Below are 16,333 nucleotides of genomic sequence, written 5' to 3'. Positions count from 1 at the left end.
TCCAATTTTGCTACTTATCTCTCATAAATCTGGCGCTGAAGTAGGCTGCTACAGCTGAAATATCATCGGCCGTGAGTTCCTTGGCAAACCCGGTCATCAGATGGTGGTATTGAGAGCCACCGCGCCCACCGGATCGAAATAAGGCCAACTGATTTTGCAGATAGGCTGAGTTTTGACCGGACAATTTTGGGTAGGCCGGATTCGCATCTGCTTTATCATGGCAACTCAGGCACGCCGGGATCTTGTCGGCATAACGTCCCTGCTCCGCGAGTGCCCTACCCTTCTCGACCAAAATGGGATCATGAACAGCACCGGCACGAGCCGCTGGAGCCTCCTTGGCATAGTAGGCAGCCAGTTCTGGCAGGCTCTCAACGGACAATGTACCGACCGCCACCTGCATAATGCCACTTGGGCGCGTCTTTCCGGCATAAGCTTTGAGCGCGTTCAAAAGGTAGGCTTCCGACTGGCCGGCGAGCCGCGGAACGAGGCTGCCGTCATTGAGTTTGCTTTCCGCGTGGCAGCTTTCGCAAGTGATCGGCAAAGGCGAGACCTCGCCTGCATGACCTAACCCATGCAGGCCGGATGCCTGGAGATAGGCCTCCGCGTCCATATCCGGCAGTTTGCGAAGCAACGCCACAATCGACCAGACCTCGTCGTCTCGCGACTGGATGGGCCATGCCGGCATGCCAGTAAAACGGACACCGTGCTTGACGATCTCGAACAGTTCGGCATCTGTCCATCCAGGTACCACGGCCGTCAGGTCCGGCGGTGGGGGCAACATAGCGAGCACTGAATCCGGCCGCGGTTGAGCCGGCGAACCGTGACAAACGGCACATCCCGTCTCGTAATGGCCGGCGGCACCCGGGACAAGCCCAGGATCGTTGAGCGGCGGCACGTCGCCGGTTGTAACCGCTCTGGCCGAGACCGAATTGCGCATCACCCAATGCAGGAACCAGTCGGTGACGGCCCAATGGCCGCTTGAGGCGCGCACGCTCAACAGGCCGGACCAACCGACGGCGAGGCCGAGCAGGGGCGCGAGGATGGCGAGCACGATCAGGTGTTTCGAGCGAATGGTCATCAGCCTCTCCTGCGCGATGCTTGCGGACTGCCGGAATTGAGCATCGTGGCCAGAAGCGAGACGCCGCCAACGAGATAGATCGCTGCTCCGACCAGCAACATGATGACCCCGCCTGCCTGCTGATCGACGATCGGGGTGAGCGGGATACCGAAACAGCTCACATCGCCTGAGCCATAAAGTGCCCGCGGCGACAGCGCCAGCAATGCGCCGAGCAGCGTCATGTGCATGGAGGTGAATAGGAGGCCGATGGCTCCGGCCATGCGTCGACCGTCCCTGCCCGCTTCAAGCCCACCGAGACAGGATAGCCAAAGTGCCAGACCTGCCACGAGAAAAGTAATCTGCTCAAGTGCGGCGATGAATGGTGAGCTTTCCGAAACTGCCCGAAGGGCGGGGATATGCCAGACCCAGACAGCGGCGAGTTCCAATATTGAAGCAACGATCGGCGAAAACCACGGCCAGCGTGCTGGGAAATCGAAGCGCGTGCCCGAGAGGCTGATGGCGACCAGTGGGGCCACACCAGCAACCACGCCCATATGGGCGATCATGTGGATGGTGAACGAGGCTCGGTCGGCGAAGGGTAGCAACAACCCCCAAAGCGCTACGAGCAGGATCAAACCGGTATAGAGCGAAGCGCGTTTCATCGCTGGCACTCCGCGATGAAAATCAGAGGAATAGCGGCGTAGACGACGGCGACAAAGCTGAGGCCCGAAAGAAGCAGCGTCGCATAGCCCTGAAACAGGGTACGGCCTTTTTTCGTCGGTTCGTCATGTGGTGGATCATGCACGCCGAAGCCCCATTGCCGCCAGGCGAGCCAGGCGGAAAGCACAATGACTGCCAATGCGAGGATGGTGAGGCCTGCCAGAAGCAGCCTTACCGTCTCGAAGCCGAAATCGAGGGATGAGGCTTTGGCGCAATAGACGGCAACGGTCGTATAACAGCCAACGAAGTGCACTGCCCAGACGGTCGGAGCGGTAAACAGGGTCCAGAGGCTTTCCACCTCGCGCGGGATGACGCTCTTCATGCGCTCACCATCGGGAAAAGGCCGAGCACCGCGAAGGCGACGACGGCGGTAAAGGCCATGAAATGCCAGTAGAGCGTCACATTGCGGATATCCTGATCATAGACCGCAGTTACGCGGCCGGTAAGGCTGCCGACAAGGCAATAGGCCTGCATGATTACCCCGACCGCCCCATGGGCGACGGTCCAGATGGCGATGATCCAGACGGTGGCAGGATAGACGTTGGAGGTCGGATCCATGCCGTGAAAATAGGGACCGGCAAGCCCTGCGAGACAGGCTGCGATGGTGACGAGCATGCCGGCGGCGAGCGCGATGCGGCAGCCAGCAGGTCCCTTCTCGTTCAGCTGCCTTGCCGCGATGGTAAGGAGCCATGCGACGACGAAGAGGGCGAGCGCCGCCATAGGCCAAGATACGCCTGGGCCTACTGCACCGGAGGTAAAATCAACATGCACCGTCCAGTAGAAGAAATAGCCGAAGATCAGGCTGGCAAAGGCGGTGCCGTCGCCGACCATGGTGATGAACATCGCCCACCAGCCGACCGAAGCTGGTCCGGAGACATAGACCGGCAGTTTCAGTCCAAGGCCGACATCCACCTCTTCCGCTTCTGGGATCTGCGCCGTCCCCGTCCAGAGCCAGACCATGATCGCGATGAAGGTTATGATGGCGCAGATGATGGTTGGGATCCACCAGTGGAAGGTCAGCGCGATGAATACGCCGCCGAGTGCCAGGGCGGCCACCATCGGCACGTAGGAGAGGCCGCCGACGCGCAGGCATTGGATCGGCTCGGCATCAAGCACGGAAGTCACAAGCGTCTCGCGCTTGCCCGACTTCGCGTCCGGGAGATAGTAGCGTCCCGCTTCAATATCGGCCTGAAGGTTCGGCTGTTCCCATAGCGGATAGCGGCTGGTGATGATCGGCACCGAACGCATACCCCAACTTTCACTTGGATCATTGGTCCATTCCAACGTGCCGGCGTTCCAGGGGTTGAGATTGCGCTCCATGGTCTCGGGCTTCGGCCGAAAAATATCGATCACGAAGGTCATGACCCCAGCAGCAAAGACGAAAGCGCCAATCGTCGAGATCATGTTGAACAGGTCCCAGCCGACCTCTTCCGGATACGTGAAGACGCGGCGTGGCATGCCGCGTAACCCGGAAAAATGCATCGGGAAGAAGCCTACATTGAAGCCTACGAACATCAGCCAGAAGGCCGTCTTGCCCCAGGTAGCTGAAAGCTTCTTTCCGGTGACGAAGGGGAAATAATAGTAGATGCCAGCGACGATCGGGAAGAACATCCCGCCAATGATCACGTAATGCAGGTGCGCAACAATGAAATAGGTGTCATGTGCCTGCCAATCGAAGGGTACGAGCGCCACCATAACGCCGGTCAGGCCGCCGATGGTAAAGATCGCCAGACCGCCTGCCCCGAACAGCATCGGCACGGAAAAGATCACGCGGCCCGCCAGCATGGTGGCGATGAAGACGAAAATCTGCACCCCGGTCGGGATCGCCACGGCCTCGGATGCAGCAGAAAAGAAGGCGAGCGATATCTGCGGCAGGCCGGTGGTGAACATGTGATGCACCCATAGGCCGAAGCTTAGGAAACCTGTGCCGACCGCCGCAAGCACGATCCACGAATAGCCGACGATCGGCCGTTGCGAGAAGGTCGGCACGATCATCGCCATCAGCGCAATGGCCGGCAGAAAGATGATGTAGACCTCCGGGTGACCAAAGATCCAGAACAGGTGCTGCCATAAGAGTGGATCGCCCCCGCGCGCGACATCGAAGAACGGCCAGTCGAACATCCGCTCCATTTCGAACAGAATGTCCCCGGCAATCAGCGGCGGGAAGGCAAAGAGGATCATGCCGGCGACGATCAGGAGATACCAGGCGAACATCGGCATCATGTTGATGCGCATGCCCGGAGCACGGCATTTCATGATGCCGACGATGATCTCGACGGCGGCAGCAATCGAGGCCACTTCAATGAAGGACAGGCCGAGCAGCCAGATATCGGCGCCGATGCCGGCATATTCCTTGTCGGTAGCGAGCGGCGGGTACATGAACCAGCCGGCATTGGGTGCCGCATTGAAGAAGATCGATCCGCAGACAAAAATGCCGCCGAGCAGAAAGCTCCAGTAGCCGAAGGCGGAAAGACGCGGGAACGGCAGTTCGCGTGCGCCCAGCATGGATGGCAGTAGGAAGATCGCGATCGCCTCGAAGATCGGCACCGCGAAGAGGAACATCATCACCGTGCCGTGCAGGGTAAAGGCCTGGTTGAACAGCTCGGAGGAGATCAGATCGTTGTTCGGCACTGCGAGCTGAGCGCGCATCAACAGGCCCAGCAGTCCGGCAAACAACATGAAGGCGAAGGCGGTGACGCCGTACCAGAGGCCGATCTCGCTATTGTTGACCGAGGTCCAATAACGCCAGCCGCCCGGCGTCTTCCACACCTTGCGCAACCGCTCCTCCTGCGCCGCCCTCTCCTCGGGCGAAAAATTGCCGAGCTCCACCATCACTTGAGCTCCTTCAAGAAGACCGCGATTGTCTTGATGTCGTCTTCGGGAAGCATGCCGAAATGCGGCATCTTCACACCCGGCTTGATCACGCCTGGATAAGCGACGAAGCGGGCGATGTCCTCGACAGTATGGGGCAGTGTTCCGGCTGCAAGCGTCGATCGTTCTCCGAATGCGGTGAGATCTGGACCGATACGACCATTCGCGGCCGTGCCGGAAATAGCGTGACAGGCCCCGCAGCCATTGTTGAGGAAGACCGCAAGCCCTTCGGTATCCTGGGGGCTGGAGGCCCTTCGCTCGGCAAGCCAGGCTTCATGCTCATCGGGTGCCACCGCACGCACGGTGAAAGCCATCAGCGCATGGGACTCGCCGCAGAATTCTGCACAGACGCCGCGGTAAGTGCCTTCGCGGTCGGCCGTCAGCGTCAGCGGATTGGTGCGACCGGGGATCATGTCCATCTTTCCGCCGAGCGACGGCACCCAGAAGGAATGGATCACGTCCGCCGCCTTTAGCGAGAAATGCGCCGGTTGGCCAACGGGGATACGCACCTCATTGGCCGTCTCGAACATCGTTTTGCCCGCCTCGTCGAAATAGCGCACCCGCCACCAGAACTGTTCGCCGGTGACTTCGATGCGCCGCACCTGATGATCGTCAGGCACCCATGGCCGGATCGCCGGCATGAGCCACATGCCGTAAGAGAGGAGCGCGCAGAGGATGATTGTCGGGATGACTGCCCCGCCCCAAAGGATTACCCGACCGGCGCTTTCTTCACTGTGCTCCCGCTTTTTCCGAGAGGCGTAGATGATGGAAGCGACAAGCCCTAGCCAGATGACTACGGCGCCGACCAGCATGAGGAAGAAAAGCTGCGCGATGTTTGCAGCCTCCGGGCCGGCGGGGTCGAGTGCGGAGTGATTCCCGGAGCAGGATGGGAGCGGGAGGACGAGCAGTGCGACGAGGCCGGGACAGAGCCGCGACAAATGCCTTTGCGACGGTATCGGTTGGAATAGGCCTGTCACCCCGCCATCTGGCATTCAGAACCGCCCCTCTGTATCTGAACATTCGATGCGAAACGGTGGCGGAACCTCATTGTTCCAAGTAACTGTCATTTTCCTGCTCGTCTGTCCTTGGCGACATCAGTCGTGAGCCGATGGAGTTCGGGACCGTACCTATACGGGAACAATTCACGCCGTGATGCGGTTGATTGACACAAGCTCACCTGTGCCACGGAGTGACAGATGGCCGTCCTTTCCTCGCCAAACCGCGATTCCGCGGCATACCCTTTGCAGTCGCTCTTTGTCCCTTTCCCCCTCGTCTGCTTCACGCTCACGCTAGGAGCAGACATCGCCTACTGGCAAAGCGGTGGTAACCTGATCTGGTTGACTTTCGCCTCATGGCTTCTGTTTGCCGGACTTTTTTTTGGGGCAATCGGCCTTCTGGCGGGCGTAGTCGACATTCTCCGGCGGCGCACAAGGCCCCTTCGCCCCGGCTTCATGGCCATTCTGCTTTACATTGCGATCCTGTTGCTCGCCTTCGTCAACAGCTTCGTTCATGCCCGTGACGGCTGGACGGCCGTCATTCCGTTTGGCTTTGCGATCTCGACGGCAACATTCGTGCTCACCGTTTTCGCTGCCGTCACGTCAGCAAGAAAATACGCAAGACTGGCCTGGAGGGTCTGAGATGAAATCGTTCTTTCCTGGCGTGTCCGTCCTTGCTTTAACCGCCTGCCTCGCAGGCATTGCAATGGCGCAAACTGCGGCAGTCGATGCGTCCCAGCAGATCGGGCCTGACCCGGTCCTGCCGGAACCGCAGCAGGAATTGCTGCCGGACCTCAAGGTGGCCAAGGTCATCGGCTGGAAGGATGGCGAAACGCCGTTAGTTCCGGAAGGCCTCAAGGTGACAGCCTACGCCAAAGACCTCGCCAACCCACGCACGGTTCACACGCTGCCGAATGGCGATGTGCTGGTTGTGCAGTCTAAGGCGCCGGAGGGAAAGCCGCTCAGTCGTCCAAAGGATTTCATCCGCGGCTGGATCATGGCGATGGCTTCCGGCGGTGGCGGCGAGCAGAAGGAAACCAACCTCATCACCCTGCTGCGCGATAGCAATCGCGATGGAGCGGTAGACGAACGTCATGATCTTCTGACCGGCGTCGATTCTCCCTTTGGCCTCGCATGGGCCGACAACACGCTCTATGTGGCGTCCGCCAGCGCCGTTCTCGTCTATCCTTATGAACTCGGCCAGAACCAGATCAGCGAAGCGCCGAAAACTCTGACCCCACTTCCCGGTGGTCCGTTGAACCATCACTGGACCAAGGATATGGCGCTGAGCCCGGATGGTCGCATGCTCTATGTCTCCGTCGGTTCGAATTCGAATGTCGCCGAAAACGGGCTTGAGGCAGAAAAGGGCCGGGCCGCAATCTGGCAGGTCGACCGACAGACGGGTGCCGCACGCGTCTTCGCCTCCGGCCTGCGCAATCCGAACGGGCTGACATTCCATCCGCAAACCGGCGAACTCTGGACAGTGGTCAACGAGCGGGACGAGCTCGGCCCCAACCTTGTGCCGGACTATATGACATCGGTTAAGGATGGCGGCTTTTATGGCTGGCCATGGAGCTACTATGGCGATCACGTGGATCCGCGCGTTTATCCCCCACGTCCCGACATGGTCGAAAAAGCAATCAAGCCTGACTATGCGCTGTCGAGCCATGTGGCCGCGCTCGGCATGGCCTTCACCGAAGGCTCGGCCATGCCGCAAGCCTATGCAAACGGAGCGTTTGTCGGCAACCGTGGCAGCTGGAACCGCGACAACTTCAACGGCTATAAAGTCGTCTACATTCCGTTTGAGAACGGCAAGCCATCGGGCAAGACGCAGGATGTCGTCACAGGTTTCATCAATGGCGAGCAGGCTCGCGGTCGTCCCGTCGGCCTGGGTGTCGATGGCACCGGCGCGCTGCTCGTGGCCGATGACGCAGGTAATACCGTCTGGCGTGTCGCGTCTTCGGACGGAACCGTCATTCCGCAAACGAGAGGGACTGACGTTGTCCCTACGAACGTTCAAGGCTCCACAAAATTGAGGACCGATCGCATTACTGATACGGCTTCGGCGATCGAAACTAATACAGGTACGCCGCAGACATCGCAGGAGCGACTGACGGGACAGGAGGCGATGTCCGGCGCACCTGAAAAACTGCGCCCCGCCCAGATGCAGATCGCGCCTGCGACAGGGCCATAGCGGCCGGTCAGATGTGGAGCTCATTGCTGCTCATACTTCAGAGCTCACGGGTAGCACACGCGGATTTTCGTTCTGGCGGTGGGTCGGTATTGTCGAATCGTTGAAGCCCCATCGCAGCCCATGATCGTAGCCCGGCGCGCACTACTCCATCCGCGCCGCCCCGCAGACCAGAGCGGAACACTTTCCAGTCTACTAGGTTTACTCCTCCTCAATGGGAGGAAATGAAATGACGGATCGGAAGGTCGTTGAAAATGCGACGGATGCGCGTCAGGGGCGGACAGGAAAACCTGTGTTGATCGTGCTATGTGTTGGCCTTTGCCTCGCAGCGGTCGCTTGGGTTGGTGCTGAGTTTTGGGGGGAAGCAACCGATGCTCCCACCGAGCAGACTGCTACACCGCCCGCCGGTGACACCACTCCAAAATCCGCGGCAAGCCCGAGCGAGACCTCGACGCCCACCTTGGTCGATCGGACGCCGCATGCCGAAAGCGGCACTGGCGGATCTTCACAAAGCAACGCGCCCTCCGGAAATACCACTAAACCATAAAGGACAAGCGTCGGCTCGAGGCGGCTAGGGAGGGTACCGGACATTGATCGGAATGATTCAATCGCACAAGTTTAATCCTATCGATGACCTAGCGGATATCTATGGCGGAAAGACAGGGTGGATCGCCAGACGGGCATATGAGATTTGGGAGCAAGCTGGTCGTCCGGACGGACAGGACAAAAAGCATTGGCAGCACGCCAGCGCGACATCATGCCCGCTTTGCGTGAAGCCGCGTCCCGGCAACGTGGACTAGACGAATTGCGGCATGACCCGATTTGATTCAAAAGGATTTTTTTGTAATGACCATCGCAAATAGCCCAGGAACAAACCAGCGAATTCGTGGTTCTTTCCCCGCAAACAAAACGCACGGAGGAAACGACATGGACCACACCAATCACGTTCGCCTGAACCCAGCGGAACTGACACCAGCTGTTCTCGAAGGTGCAACCATATATGGCGCGGACGACCATAAGGTCGGAAAGGTCGACCATATCCATGGGACAGGTCCCGGCAGTTCTGCAGTCATTGATGTCGGCGGTTTCCTTGGGATCGGCGCAAAACCTGTCGCTGTTCCGCTGACGGATCTTCAGTTCATGCGCGATCAGGATGGCGACGTCCATGCCGTGACTGCATGGACGAAGGATCAGCTCAAAGAAATGCCTGAGCATCATCACTGACTGACATCCACATGCAGGCCCGGCTCCAAAGCCGGGCTTTTTCTACATTCTTTCCCAAGTGCAAAATTTCGCTCGGTCGGTCCTGCCGCCTTCGCTTTCGGAAGACTTGAAATTAGCCCTAATTATCAAAGTGGCAAATGTCGTGACCGATAGAACAATAGCAGTATCGAAGGCACCGAGCCCGACAGGGGCGCCAATTGCGCCGGTAGCCCGTAAACTCGCAACAGCCGCTGTCCCTCGGGTTCGCTTTTCCGATCAGGATCGCGCCACCGGCGATAAACCCGACACCTTTGACAAGTCCCTCGACTATGCGCGCAGTTGCCTCAGCGTTACCGGCCGTCACCGTCTCAGCCACTTGAATGAAGCCACAGGCCGCGATCGCCACCAGTGGAATGTTCACAAACCTGCACTTCGTTCCTCACGCGTTCGATCCCAACCGATAGGCAGAGCGAGCGGATGAGCAAAAACCAGTGCCGCAGATGAGGCATAGAATCGAGTTCTAGCCTGTGGCCCTGAACCGAAACGATCATTGCAATCCATCTCTGTAACAAAGCGACCGACTCCGCGGGTCGCAGATGTTGTAAGCGTACGATCAATCAGAAATGTTCATAAAAGTGGCTCGACTATAGTGAGGAGCCCCCGCATGGCTATCGAGAAGTTTGGGCCGGAGGATTGAAGGACAGCAATGGGCATGTCGACACAAAGCGAAGCTATTCGGAAAGGATAACGCATTCGAGACGAACTAATATCGTTGATCTTCACGCAGTTTGCTTGATTTTGGTTTTTAGGTATGCGGATAATTTAGCTGTGCGGTTGAAGGACAATTCTCTAACCACCGCGCACAGACCCGCGCCAGACCAGTTCCGGGGAAATCTGGGAAGCAATGCTATCCGTTTTGGCTGGATGCGTAAGCCACGAGACCGCCTCCTTCGCTATTTGGTCGACGGGTTGTGCGAATGTCGTCAGATCATAAGACGACCATGAGCACTGCTCGATGTAATCGAAACCAATTACACAAATGTCGTCAGGCACAGTGAGTTTAAACTGGTGACGGGCGGTATCCATAACACCGCAGGCAAGAAGATCGTTGGCGCAGAAGATCGCATCCGGGCGCGCTTCTCGCGTGAGAAGGCGTTGCGCCAGAATAACGCCGCTCTGATAACGGGTCGGACCGAAACGCTCTACGATGACCTCAACGCCGGCTTCGATCGCGGCAGCAACAAACCCTTCCTCACGAGCCATTAGACTTGGTGTTCCGACATCAGAATTCGCGAAGGCAACACGGCGACACCCGGCGCGCTGAAACGCGATAAATGCGCGGTGTGCGGCCTCCCGGTCATTTAGATTGATCATCAGCGCCCCTTCGCGCTCCTCGTCGCGATTGATAAGCACAAGCCGCTGACCGCTTTTCACACAAAGGTCGGTGATCGATTTGTCCGGCATTCCGGAGAGAATGATGGACGCATCGGCGCGATAGCTGATCGCCAGCCTGAGCGCATCATCGACGCTTTTATCGGAACGATCCGTGTTGATCAGCATGGCGATCTTGGAGACGGCTTGCAATTGATGGGAAATCGCCCGAATGAGGCTTGATCGATAAGGCGTGTCCATCTCAGAGACGATGAGACAGACAAGGCCACTTTCGTTGCGCATCAGCCCTCGAGCGAGGTGATTGACGTGATAGCCCAAGGCCTCCGCAGCCTCAATCACACGTCGCCGCGTTTCCTCCGAAACACTCGCTCCAGGCGTGAACGTGCGCGAGACGGCCGAACGCGACACGCCGGCACGATCCGCCACTTCCTTGGCGCTCACGAAGATCTTCTGGTTCACGTCTGCTTTCTCCCGCAAATTTTTCTGCCTCTTTTTGCAATCGCGTGCAACAATTTCGTGACGCATGGCGCGTATTAAAGCGCATTTTATGCAGTATTTCTTATTGACAATCCACAGATATGCGTGGAACCATTGCACACGCTTGCAAGAGCGGGATGATGTGGAGGCGTCATCCAGAAATCTGGGAGGATTATTATGCGTCTTGCTTTGATGGCATCGGTCGCGGCTGCCTGCCTTTTGATGAATGCACCGGCATCGAAGGCTGCCGGAGACCTCAATCTCATATGTTCCGCCGATGTGGTGATCTGCGAAATGATGCAGCAGATGTTCGAAAAGGACACCGGCATCAAGGTCAACATGGTGCGCCTGTCGTCTGGCGAAACCTATGCGAAGGTCCGCGCCGAGGCCCGCAACCCGAAAACCGACATCTGGTGGGCCGGCACCGGCGACCCGCATCTTCAGGCCGCGTCGGAAGGACTGTCGCAGGAATACAAGTCGCCGCATCTCGATGAACTGCAGGACTGGGCAAAGAAGCAGGCGGAAAGCTCCGGCTACAAGACCGTCGGCGTTTATGCCGGTGCGCTCGGCTGGGGTTACAACACCGATCTCTTCAAGCAGAAGAACTACAAGGAGCCCAAATGCTGGGCCGACCTTCTCGACCCTTCGCTGAAGGGCGAGATCCAGATGGCCAACCCGAATTCCTCCGGCACGGCCTACACGGCGCTCGCATCGCTCGTGCAGATTATGGGCGAGGACAAGGCGTTCGATTACCTGAAACAGCTCAATGCCAATGTCTCGCAATACACGAAATCCGGCTCTGCACCGGTGAAGGCGGCAGCCCGCGGAGAAACCGGTCTCGGCATCGTATTCATGCATGATGCAGTGGCCCAGACGGTCGAGGGCTTTCCGGTCAAGTCGATTGCGCCCTGCGAGGGGACCGGCTACGAGATCGGTTCCATGTCGATCATCAAGGGTGCACGCAATCTGGACAATGCCAAAAAGTGGTATGACTGGGCGCTGACGGCGCAGGTGCAATCTCACATGAAGGACGCAAAATCCTTCCAGCTTCCGTCCAACAAGACGGCCGAGGTCCCGAAGGAATCGCCGCGCTTCGAAGACATCAAGCTGATCGATTACGACTTCAAGACCTATGGCGATCCGACCGAGCGCAAAAAGCTGCTCGAACGCTGGGACAAGGAAATCGGCGCCAACGCCAACTGATCCCATTTGTCTCTGCCGCGCTTCGGCTGAAAGGGGCGCGGCATGATCGACTTGTCCTTTGATGAGGTCGCATCGAACCATGAACAATCGCAATCGCAGACTGGATATCGTGCTGGCGCTTGGCGCTGCCGCGATGCTGCTCCTTCCCTGGTATCGAATCGAACAGGGGTTTTATGCGTTTACCTGGCTTTCCGATTTCCCCGGAGAGCCTGCGGCAGCACCCGGTTTCCTGCAGATTTTTCTGCATGGCCGTGTCTGGTTGATCGCGGTCCTTCCAGCTTACGGATTGGCGCTTGCAGCGCGGTTCATTGTCGATCCAATGCGGCGTGGCAAAATGCTTGCCCTTGCCGGTGGTTTCGGCGTCGCCTTGCTTGCCCTGCAGGGTCTGGCGATCGGGGCCACCGGTTTCACCTGGACAATTAGCGAAACGGTCTTTGGTCCGCTTGCCGACGGCCAACCGTCGATGGGAGCGGGTGCAGTTCTTTCCGCCATCTGCTTCGTGCTGATGTTTGCCTTCGGCCTTGCCGAACGGGGCGTCATGCGCGGTGATGCCTTCGTGGTCGCCACCATTTCCATGCTGGTCTTCCTCGTCGCCGTCTTCGTGTTTTATCCGATCGGTTCGATGTTCATCGGTGCCTTTCAGGATTTCGACGGCTCGGTGAGTTTCGACGGTTTTTCCCGCAACATTGTCGATCCATCGATCTGGAGCCTCGATTGCGTCCTTGGCGGCGCGCGTTGCGGCGTGGCATGGCGCACGCTGTTTCTGGCCATCATGACGGCGGCGGGTTCGACAGCACTTGGCCTTGCCTTCGCGCTTGTCGCCACCCGCACGCGCTTTCCCTTTAAGAAGGGCCTTCGGCTTCTGACCATTCTGCCGATCATCACGCCGCCCTTCGTCATCGGCCTTGCCCTCACCCTCCTCTTCGGCCGTGCCGGCATCGTCACGCAGGGTCTGTCTTCGACATTCGGCATCGAACCGAGCCGCTGGCTTTATGGCCTGACCGGCATCTGGATCGCACAGGTTCTGTCATTCACGCCGATTTCGTTTCTGGTGCTGATCGGCGTGGTCGAGGGCGTCAGCCCGTCGATGGAGGAGGCTTCGCAAACATTGCGGGCCGATCGCTGGCGCACCTTCTGGCGAGTGTCCTTGCCGCTGATGAAACCCGGTCTCGCCAACGCATTCCTGATTGGCTTCATCGAAAGCATGGCTGATTTCGGCAATCCGCTCGTGCTTGGCGGCAGCCACGGCGTGTTGTCGACTGAAATCTTCTTTGCCGTCGTCGGATCGCAGAACGATCCGGCCCGTGCGGCCGTGCTCGCCATGATCCTGCTCGGTTTCACGCTGTCGGCCTTCCTCGCCCAACGCATCTGGCTGTCGGGCAAGAATTTTGCCACCGTAACCGGCAAGGGCGATAGCGGCGCCCATATCGCCCTGCCCCGGCTCCTGTCGATCGGCGTACATGCCGTGGTTATTCTGTGGATGATCTTCACGCTCGTCGTTTACGGCATGATCCTGTTCGGCGGTTTCGTCAAAACCTGGGGTCTCGACAACAGCCTGACGCTCGCGCATTACGCCAAGGCCTTTTCCATCACCTTTCGCGATCGCTCGCTGGTCTGGACCGGCGTCGCCTGGAACTCGTTCTGGACGACGATGGAAATAGCGTTGATCGCCGCCCCGCTGACAGCGATCGTCGGCCTTGCCACGGCTTACGTGATCATACGGCAGAAATTCGCCGGGCGCGAACTGTTCGAATTTGCGCTAATGATGAGTTTTGCCATTCCCGGCACGGTCATCGGCATCAGCTACATCATGGCCTTCAACCTCCCGCCGCTGGAAATGACCGGGACGGCAGTGATCCTAATCGCCTGCTTCGTGTTCCGTAACATGCCGGTCGGCGTGCGCGGCGGCATCGCAGCGATGAGCCAACTCGACAAGAGCCTCGACGAAGCCTCGATGACCCTGCGCGCCACCAGTTTCCGCACCGCCCGCAAGGTCATCCTGCCGCTTTTGCGTCCCGCCATCACGGCCGCACTGGTCTATTCCTTCGTGCGCGCCATCACCTCGATCAGCGCCGTCGTGTTCCTCGTCAGCGCCCAGTACAACATGGCGACATCCTATATCGTCGGGCTGGTGGAAAACGGCGAATACGGCGTCGCCATCGCCTATTCCTCCATGCTGATCGTGGTGATGATCACCGTCATCACAGGGTTCCAGCTTCTGGTCGGCGAGCGGCGATTGCGACGCGAGAACCGCATTTCGGCGTCCCGCGTCCGCCTTCCGACTGCTCAGGCCAAGGAGAAAACCGCATGAGCAAAAATGCCGGTTCGGTCACGTTCCAGAATGTTCGCAAATCCTTCGGTTCCTTCACGGCCATCCATGACCTGTCGCTGACGGTTCAGCCCGGTACGCTGGTGACGCTGCTCGGCCCTTCCGGCTGCGGCAAGACGACGACGCTGCGCATGCTCGCAGGTCTGGAACACCCGACCTCGGGCCGCATCCTGATCGGCGGCAAGGATGTGACCATGCTGCCGGCCAACGAGCGCGACGTCTCGATGGTGTTCCAGTCATATGCACTGTTTCCGCATATGAACTCGCTAGACAATGTCGCGTATGGCCTGGAATCCACCGGTCTTTCGAAAAAGGATGCGCGACAGAAGGCGGAACACGGGCTCGAACTCGTCGGCCTTGCCGGCATGGGCGGCCGGCTTCCGGCAGAATTGTCCGGGGGCCAGCAGCAACGCGTGGCGGTTGCCCGCGCGCTGGTTCTCGAACCGCAGGTCCTGCTTCTCGACGAGCCGCTTTCCAATCTCGACGCCCGCCTTCGCCGCCGGGTACGCACGGAAATCCGCGAGCTTCAACAACGCCTGCAATTCACAGCCGTCTACGTCACCCACGACCAGGACGAGGCATTGGCCGTATCGGACCGGATCATCGTCATGAAGGACGGCGAGATCGCCCAGCAGGGATCACCCCGCGAGCTTTATGAAGCCCCGGCCTCGCCTTTCATTGCCGATTTTATTGGCGAAGCGAACGTTGTACCCTGCGAGATCATCGATATCAGCGGCAACGAGGCAACGATCAGCATTGGAGGCCTCCAACATGTCGTGCCGGCGCGCGGAGGAAGAACCGGCAAGAGCCAGCTTGCCGTGCGCCCCAGTGCCATCACGCTGGAACCGGCGGAAACGGCTGCCTTTCCGGGGCGGATCAGCCATGCGGCCTATCTCGGCGATCATATCGAATACGAGGCGGAAACGAGCGGCGGGACCCTGTTTATCGTGGACCCGTCGGTCGACCGCCCGCTTGCCCCTGGAACGCGCGTCGCCATCGGCTTGAAAAACCGTGGCATCGCCATTATCGCGCAGTGAGGAACGCCCCATGACATCGGAACAGGACGAGATCGTCAAACGCCACAAGCTGGCGGAAACCATCGCCGTCGAAGCCGGCAAGCTGGCGCTCGGTTATTATCAGCGGCGCGATACGCTGGTCATAGAGATCAAGGGCGACCCGCAGGATGTGGTGTCGATCGCTGATCGCAACGTCGAGAACCTGATCCGGGAAAGAACGGGGGAGGCCTTTCCCGCCGATGGTTTTCTCGGCGAGGAATACGGGCTGACCGTTGGCGATAGCGGTTATACCTGGGTGGTCGATCCAATCGACGGCACCAGTCCTTTCGTACACGGGATGCCCAACTGGTGCGTCTCGATCGCCGTTCTCTATAATGGCGAGCCCGTGATCGGCGTCATCCATGTCCCCTGCCATGACGAGCTTTATTCGGGCGCTTCCGGCATGGGCGCGACGTTGAACGGTAGGCAGCTGGAGCTCGAGAGCACCAAAACGATCCGTAACGCCGTGACCGGCATCGGCGCCAACCATCATGTGACGCCGGCATCGGTCGGGAAGATCGTCGAGGATCTGCTGGCAGGCGGCGGCAATTTCGTGCGGCTCGGCTCGGGCGCGTTAATGATTGCGTATGTCGCGGCCGGTCGTCTCGTGGGCTACTACGAGCCCTATATGCATGCTTGGGATTGTCTCGGCGGCTACTGCCTCGTGCGCGAAGCCGGCGGCTGGTTCCTGCCATTTCCAAGCGAAGGCGAAAGGCTGACGAAAGGCGCGCCGGTTCTGGCAGCCGGTCCAGGCGCGATTGAGGACCTATGTCGGATCGCCGGCATCGGCTCGGATGGCGTTGCCGCCGCCTGATCGCGCACCATGTGAATATACGCTGC

General features: G+C 59.1%; 14 protein-coding genes and 1 pseudogene. 8 read left to right on the top strand and 7 right to left on the bottom strand.

Features of this window, described 5'->3' with window-relative positions; all coding sequences use genetic code 11:
* Positions 1 to 10: 10 nt before the first annotated feature.
* The 5 genes from JZX87_RS23170 to coxB are packed head-to-tail and all read right to left on the bottom strand — an operon-like array spanning position 11 to position 5,586.
* On the bottom strand, positions 11 to 1,078 hold the full coding sequence (locus JZX87_RS23170) for a c-type cytochrome (protein ID WP_206828251.1): 1,068 nt from the start codon (positions 1,076 to 1,078) through the stop codon (positions 11 to 13).
* On the bottom strand, positions 1,078 to 1,719 hold the full coding sequence (locus JZX87_RS23165) for a cytochrome c oxidase assembly protein (RefSeq protein WP_210349100.1): 642 nt from the start codon (positions 1,717 to 1,719) through the stop codon (positions 1,078 to 1,080). The genes JZX87_RS23170 and JZX87_RS23165 overlap by 1 nt, the downstream gene beginning before the upstream one ends.
* Complete coding sequence (locus JZX87_RS23160; RefSeq protein ID WP_148148362.1) at positions 1,716 to 2,099, bottom strand: hypothetical protein; 384 nt, start codon at positions 2,097 to 2,099, stop codon at positions 1,716 to 1,718. Before JZX87_RS23160 ends, JZX87_RS23165 begins: the two co-directional genes overlap by 4 nt.
* Positions 2,096 to 4,609 carry a cytochrome c oxidase subunit I gene (gene ctaD / locus JZX87_RS23155; protein WP_148148361.1) on the bottom strand — a complete coding sequence of 838 codons (2,514 nt, stop codon included), beginning with the start codon at positions 4,607 to 4,609 and terminating at the stop codon, positions 2,096 to 2,098. Before ctaD ends, JZX87_RS23160 begins: the two co-directional genes overlap by 4 nt.
* Positions 4,609 to 5,586 carry a cytochrome c oxidase subunit II gene (gene coxB / locus JZX87_RS23150; RefSeq protein ID WP_286195014.1) on the bottom strand — a complete coding sequence of 326 codons (978 nt, stop codon included), beginning with the start codon at positions 5,584 to 5,586 and terminating at the stop codon, positions 4,609 to 4,611. The genes ctaD and coxB overlap by 1 nt, the downstream gene beginning before the upstream one ends.
* A 258-nt stretch (positions 5,587 to 5,844) precedes the next feature.
* Here coxB and JZX87_RS23145 point away from each other — a divergent pair, with 258 nt between their 5' ends.
* From JZX87_RS23145 to JZX87_RS23130, 4 genes are all read left to right on the top strand, one after another.
* Complete coding sequence (locus tag JZX87_RS23145; protein WP_148148359.1) at positions 5,845 to 6,285, top strand: DUF2231 domain-containing protein; 441 nt, start codon at positions 5,845 to 5,847, stop codon at positions 6,283 to 6,285.
* A 1-nt stretch (position 6,286) separates the two neighbouring features.
* Positions 6,287 to 7,837, top strand: a complete 1,551-nt coding sequence (locus tag JZX87_RS23140; protein ID WP_183687086.1) for a PQQ-dependent sugar dehydrogenase — start codon at positions 6,287 to 6,289, stop codon at positions 7,835 to 7,837.
* A gap of 596 nt (positions 7,838 to 8,433) precedes the next feature.
* The gene (locus JZX87_RS31860) at positions 8,434 to 8,634 is read left to right on the top strand and encodes a DUF2934 domain-containing protein (protein ID WP_353654248.1); all 201 of its coding nucleotides are present in this window, start codon (positions 8,434 to 8,436) and stop codon (positions 8,632 to 8,634) included.
* A 127-nt stretch (positions 8,635 to 8,761) separates the two neighbouring features.
* Positions 8,762 to 9,058 carry a PRC-barrel domain-containing protein gene (locus JZX87_RS23130; protein ID WP_206828246.1) on the top strand — a complete coding sequence of 99 codons (297 nt, stop codon included), beginning with the start codon at positions 8,762 to 8,764 and terminating at the stop codon, positions 9,056 to 9,058.
* Positions 9,059 to 9,100: 42 nt separating this feature from the next.
* Here the strand turns inward: JZX87_RS23130 and JZX87_RS31470 are convergent.
* Both JZX87_RS31470 and JZX87_RS23125 read right to left on the bottom strand, forming a co-directional pair.
* Positions 9,101 to 9,588: pseudogene (locus JZX87_RS31470) on the bottom strand (MgtC/SapB family protein).
* A 298-nt stretch (positions 9,589 to 9,886) separates the two neighbouring features.
* Positions 9,887 to 10,888: a LacI family DNA-binding transcriptional regulator gene (locus JZX87_RS23125; RefSeq protein WP_206828319.1), complete on the bottom strand. Its 1,002-nt coding sequence runs from the start codon at positions 10,886 to 10,888 to the stop codon at positions 9,887 to 9,889.
* Positions 10,889 to 11,083: 195 nt separating this feature from the next.
* On the opposite strand from JZX87_RS23125, the gene JZX87_RS23120 reads away from it, so the two are divergent.
* The 4 genes from JZX87_RS23120 to JZX87_RS23105 all read left to right on the top strand — a co-directional run bounded on the left by JZX87_RS23120 (position 11,084) and on the right by JZX87_RS23105 (position 16,307).
* On the top strand, positions 11,084 to 12,109 hold the full coding sequence (locus JZX87_RS23120) for an ABC transporter substrate-binding protein (RefSeq protein WP_206828245.1): 1,026 nt from the start codon (positions 11,084 to 11,086) through the stop codon (positions 12,107 to 12,109).
* 79 nt (positions 12,110 to 12,188) lie between these two features.
* A complete protein-coding gene (locus JZX87_RS23115; protein ID WP_206828243.1) occupies positions 12,189 to 14,420 on the top strand; it encodes an ABC transporter permease in 2,232 nt (743 codons plus the stop codon).
* The gene (locus JZX87_RS23110; protein ID WP_206828241.1) at positions 14,417 to 15,475 is read left to right on the top strand and encodes an ABC transporter ATP-binding protein; all 1,059 of its coding nucleotides are present in this window, start codon (positions 14,417 to 14,419) and stop codon (positions 15,473 to 15,475) included. The genes JZX87_RS23115 and JZX87_RS23110 overlap by 4 nt, the downstream gene beginning before the upstream one ends.
* Before the next feature lie 10 nt (positions 15,476 to 15,485).
* The gene (locus JZX87_RS23105; RefSeq protein ID WP_206828239.1) at positions 15,486 to 16,307 is read left to right on the top strand and encodes an inositol monophosphatase family protein; all 822 of its coding nucleotides are present in this window, start codon (positions 15,486 to 15,488) and stop codon (positions 16,305 to 16,307) included.
* Positions 16,308 to 16,333 lie beyond the last annotated feature (26 nt).

Origin of the sequence: Agrobacterium sp. Ap1, assembly GCF_017313375.1 — a bacterium.
In the GTDB taxonomy this organism is placed as follows: Bacteria; Pseudomonadota; Alphaproteobacteria; order Rhizobiales; family Rhizobiaceae; genus Neorhizobium; species Neorhizobium cellulosilyticum.
Note: the sequence above shows the minus strand (reverse complement) of the source record. Positions and strands in the feature narration are given on the sequence as shown.

What these genes read in the sequence shown, in the direction of transcription:
- JZX87_RS23170 (WP_206828251.1), bottom strand. Translation starts at nt 1,078, where the DNA reads ATGACCATTCGCTCGAAACACCTGATCGTGCTCGCCATCCTCGCGCCC.
- JZX87_RS23165 (WP_210349100.1), bottom strand. Translation starts at nt 1,719, where the DNA reads ATGAAACGCGCTTCGCTCTATACCGGTTTGATCCTGCTCGTAGCGCTT.
- JZX87_RS23160 (WP_148148362.1), bottom strand. Translation starts at nt 2,099, where the DNA reads ATGAAGAGCGTCATCCCGCGCGAGGTGGAAAGCCTCTGGACCCTGTTT.
- ctaD (WP_148148361.1), bottom strand. Translation starts at nt 4,609, where the DNA reads ATGGTGGAGCTCGGCAATTTTTCGCCCGAGGAGAGGGCGGCGCAGGAG.
- JZX87_RS23145 (WP_148148359.1), top strand. Translation starts at nt 5,845, where the DNA reads ATGGCCGTCCTTTCCTCGCCAAACCGCGATTCCGCGGCATACCCTTTG.
- JZX87_RS23140 (WP_183687086.1), top strand. Translation starts at nt 6,287, where the DNA reads ATGAAATCGTTCTTTCCTGGCGTGTCCGTCCTTGCTTTAACCGCCTGC.
- JZX87_RS31860 (WP_353654248.1), top strand. Translation starts at nt 8,434, where the DNA reads ATGATTCAATCGCACAAGTTTAATCCTATCGATGACCTAGCGGATATC.
- JZX87_RS23130 (WP_206828246.1), top strand. Translation starts at nt 8,762, where the DNA reads ATGGACCACACCAATCACGTTCGCCTGAACCCAGCGGAACTGACACCA.
- JZX87_RS23120 (WP_206828245.1), top strand. Translation starts at nt 11,084, where the DNA reads ATGCGTCTTGCTTTGATGGCATCGGTCGCGGCTGCCTGCCTTTTGATG.
- JZX87_RS23115 (WP_206828243.1), top strand. Translation starts at nt 12,189, where the DNA reads ATGAACAATCGCAATCGCAGACTGGATATCGTGCTGGCGCTTGGCGCT.
- JZX87_RS23110 (WP_206828241.1), top strand. Translation starts at nt 14,417, where the DNA reads ATGAGCAAAAATGCCGGTTCGGTCACGTTCCAGAATGTTCGCAAATCC.
- JZX87_RS23105 (WP_206828239.1), top strand. Translation starts at nt 15,486, where the DNA reads ATGACATCGGAACAGGACGAGATCGTCAAACGCCACAAGCTGGCGGAA.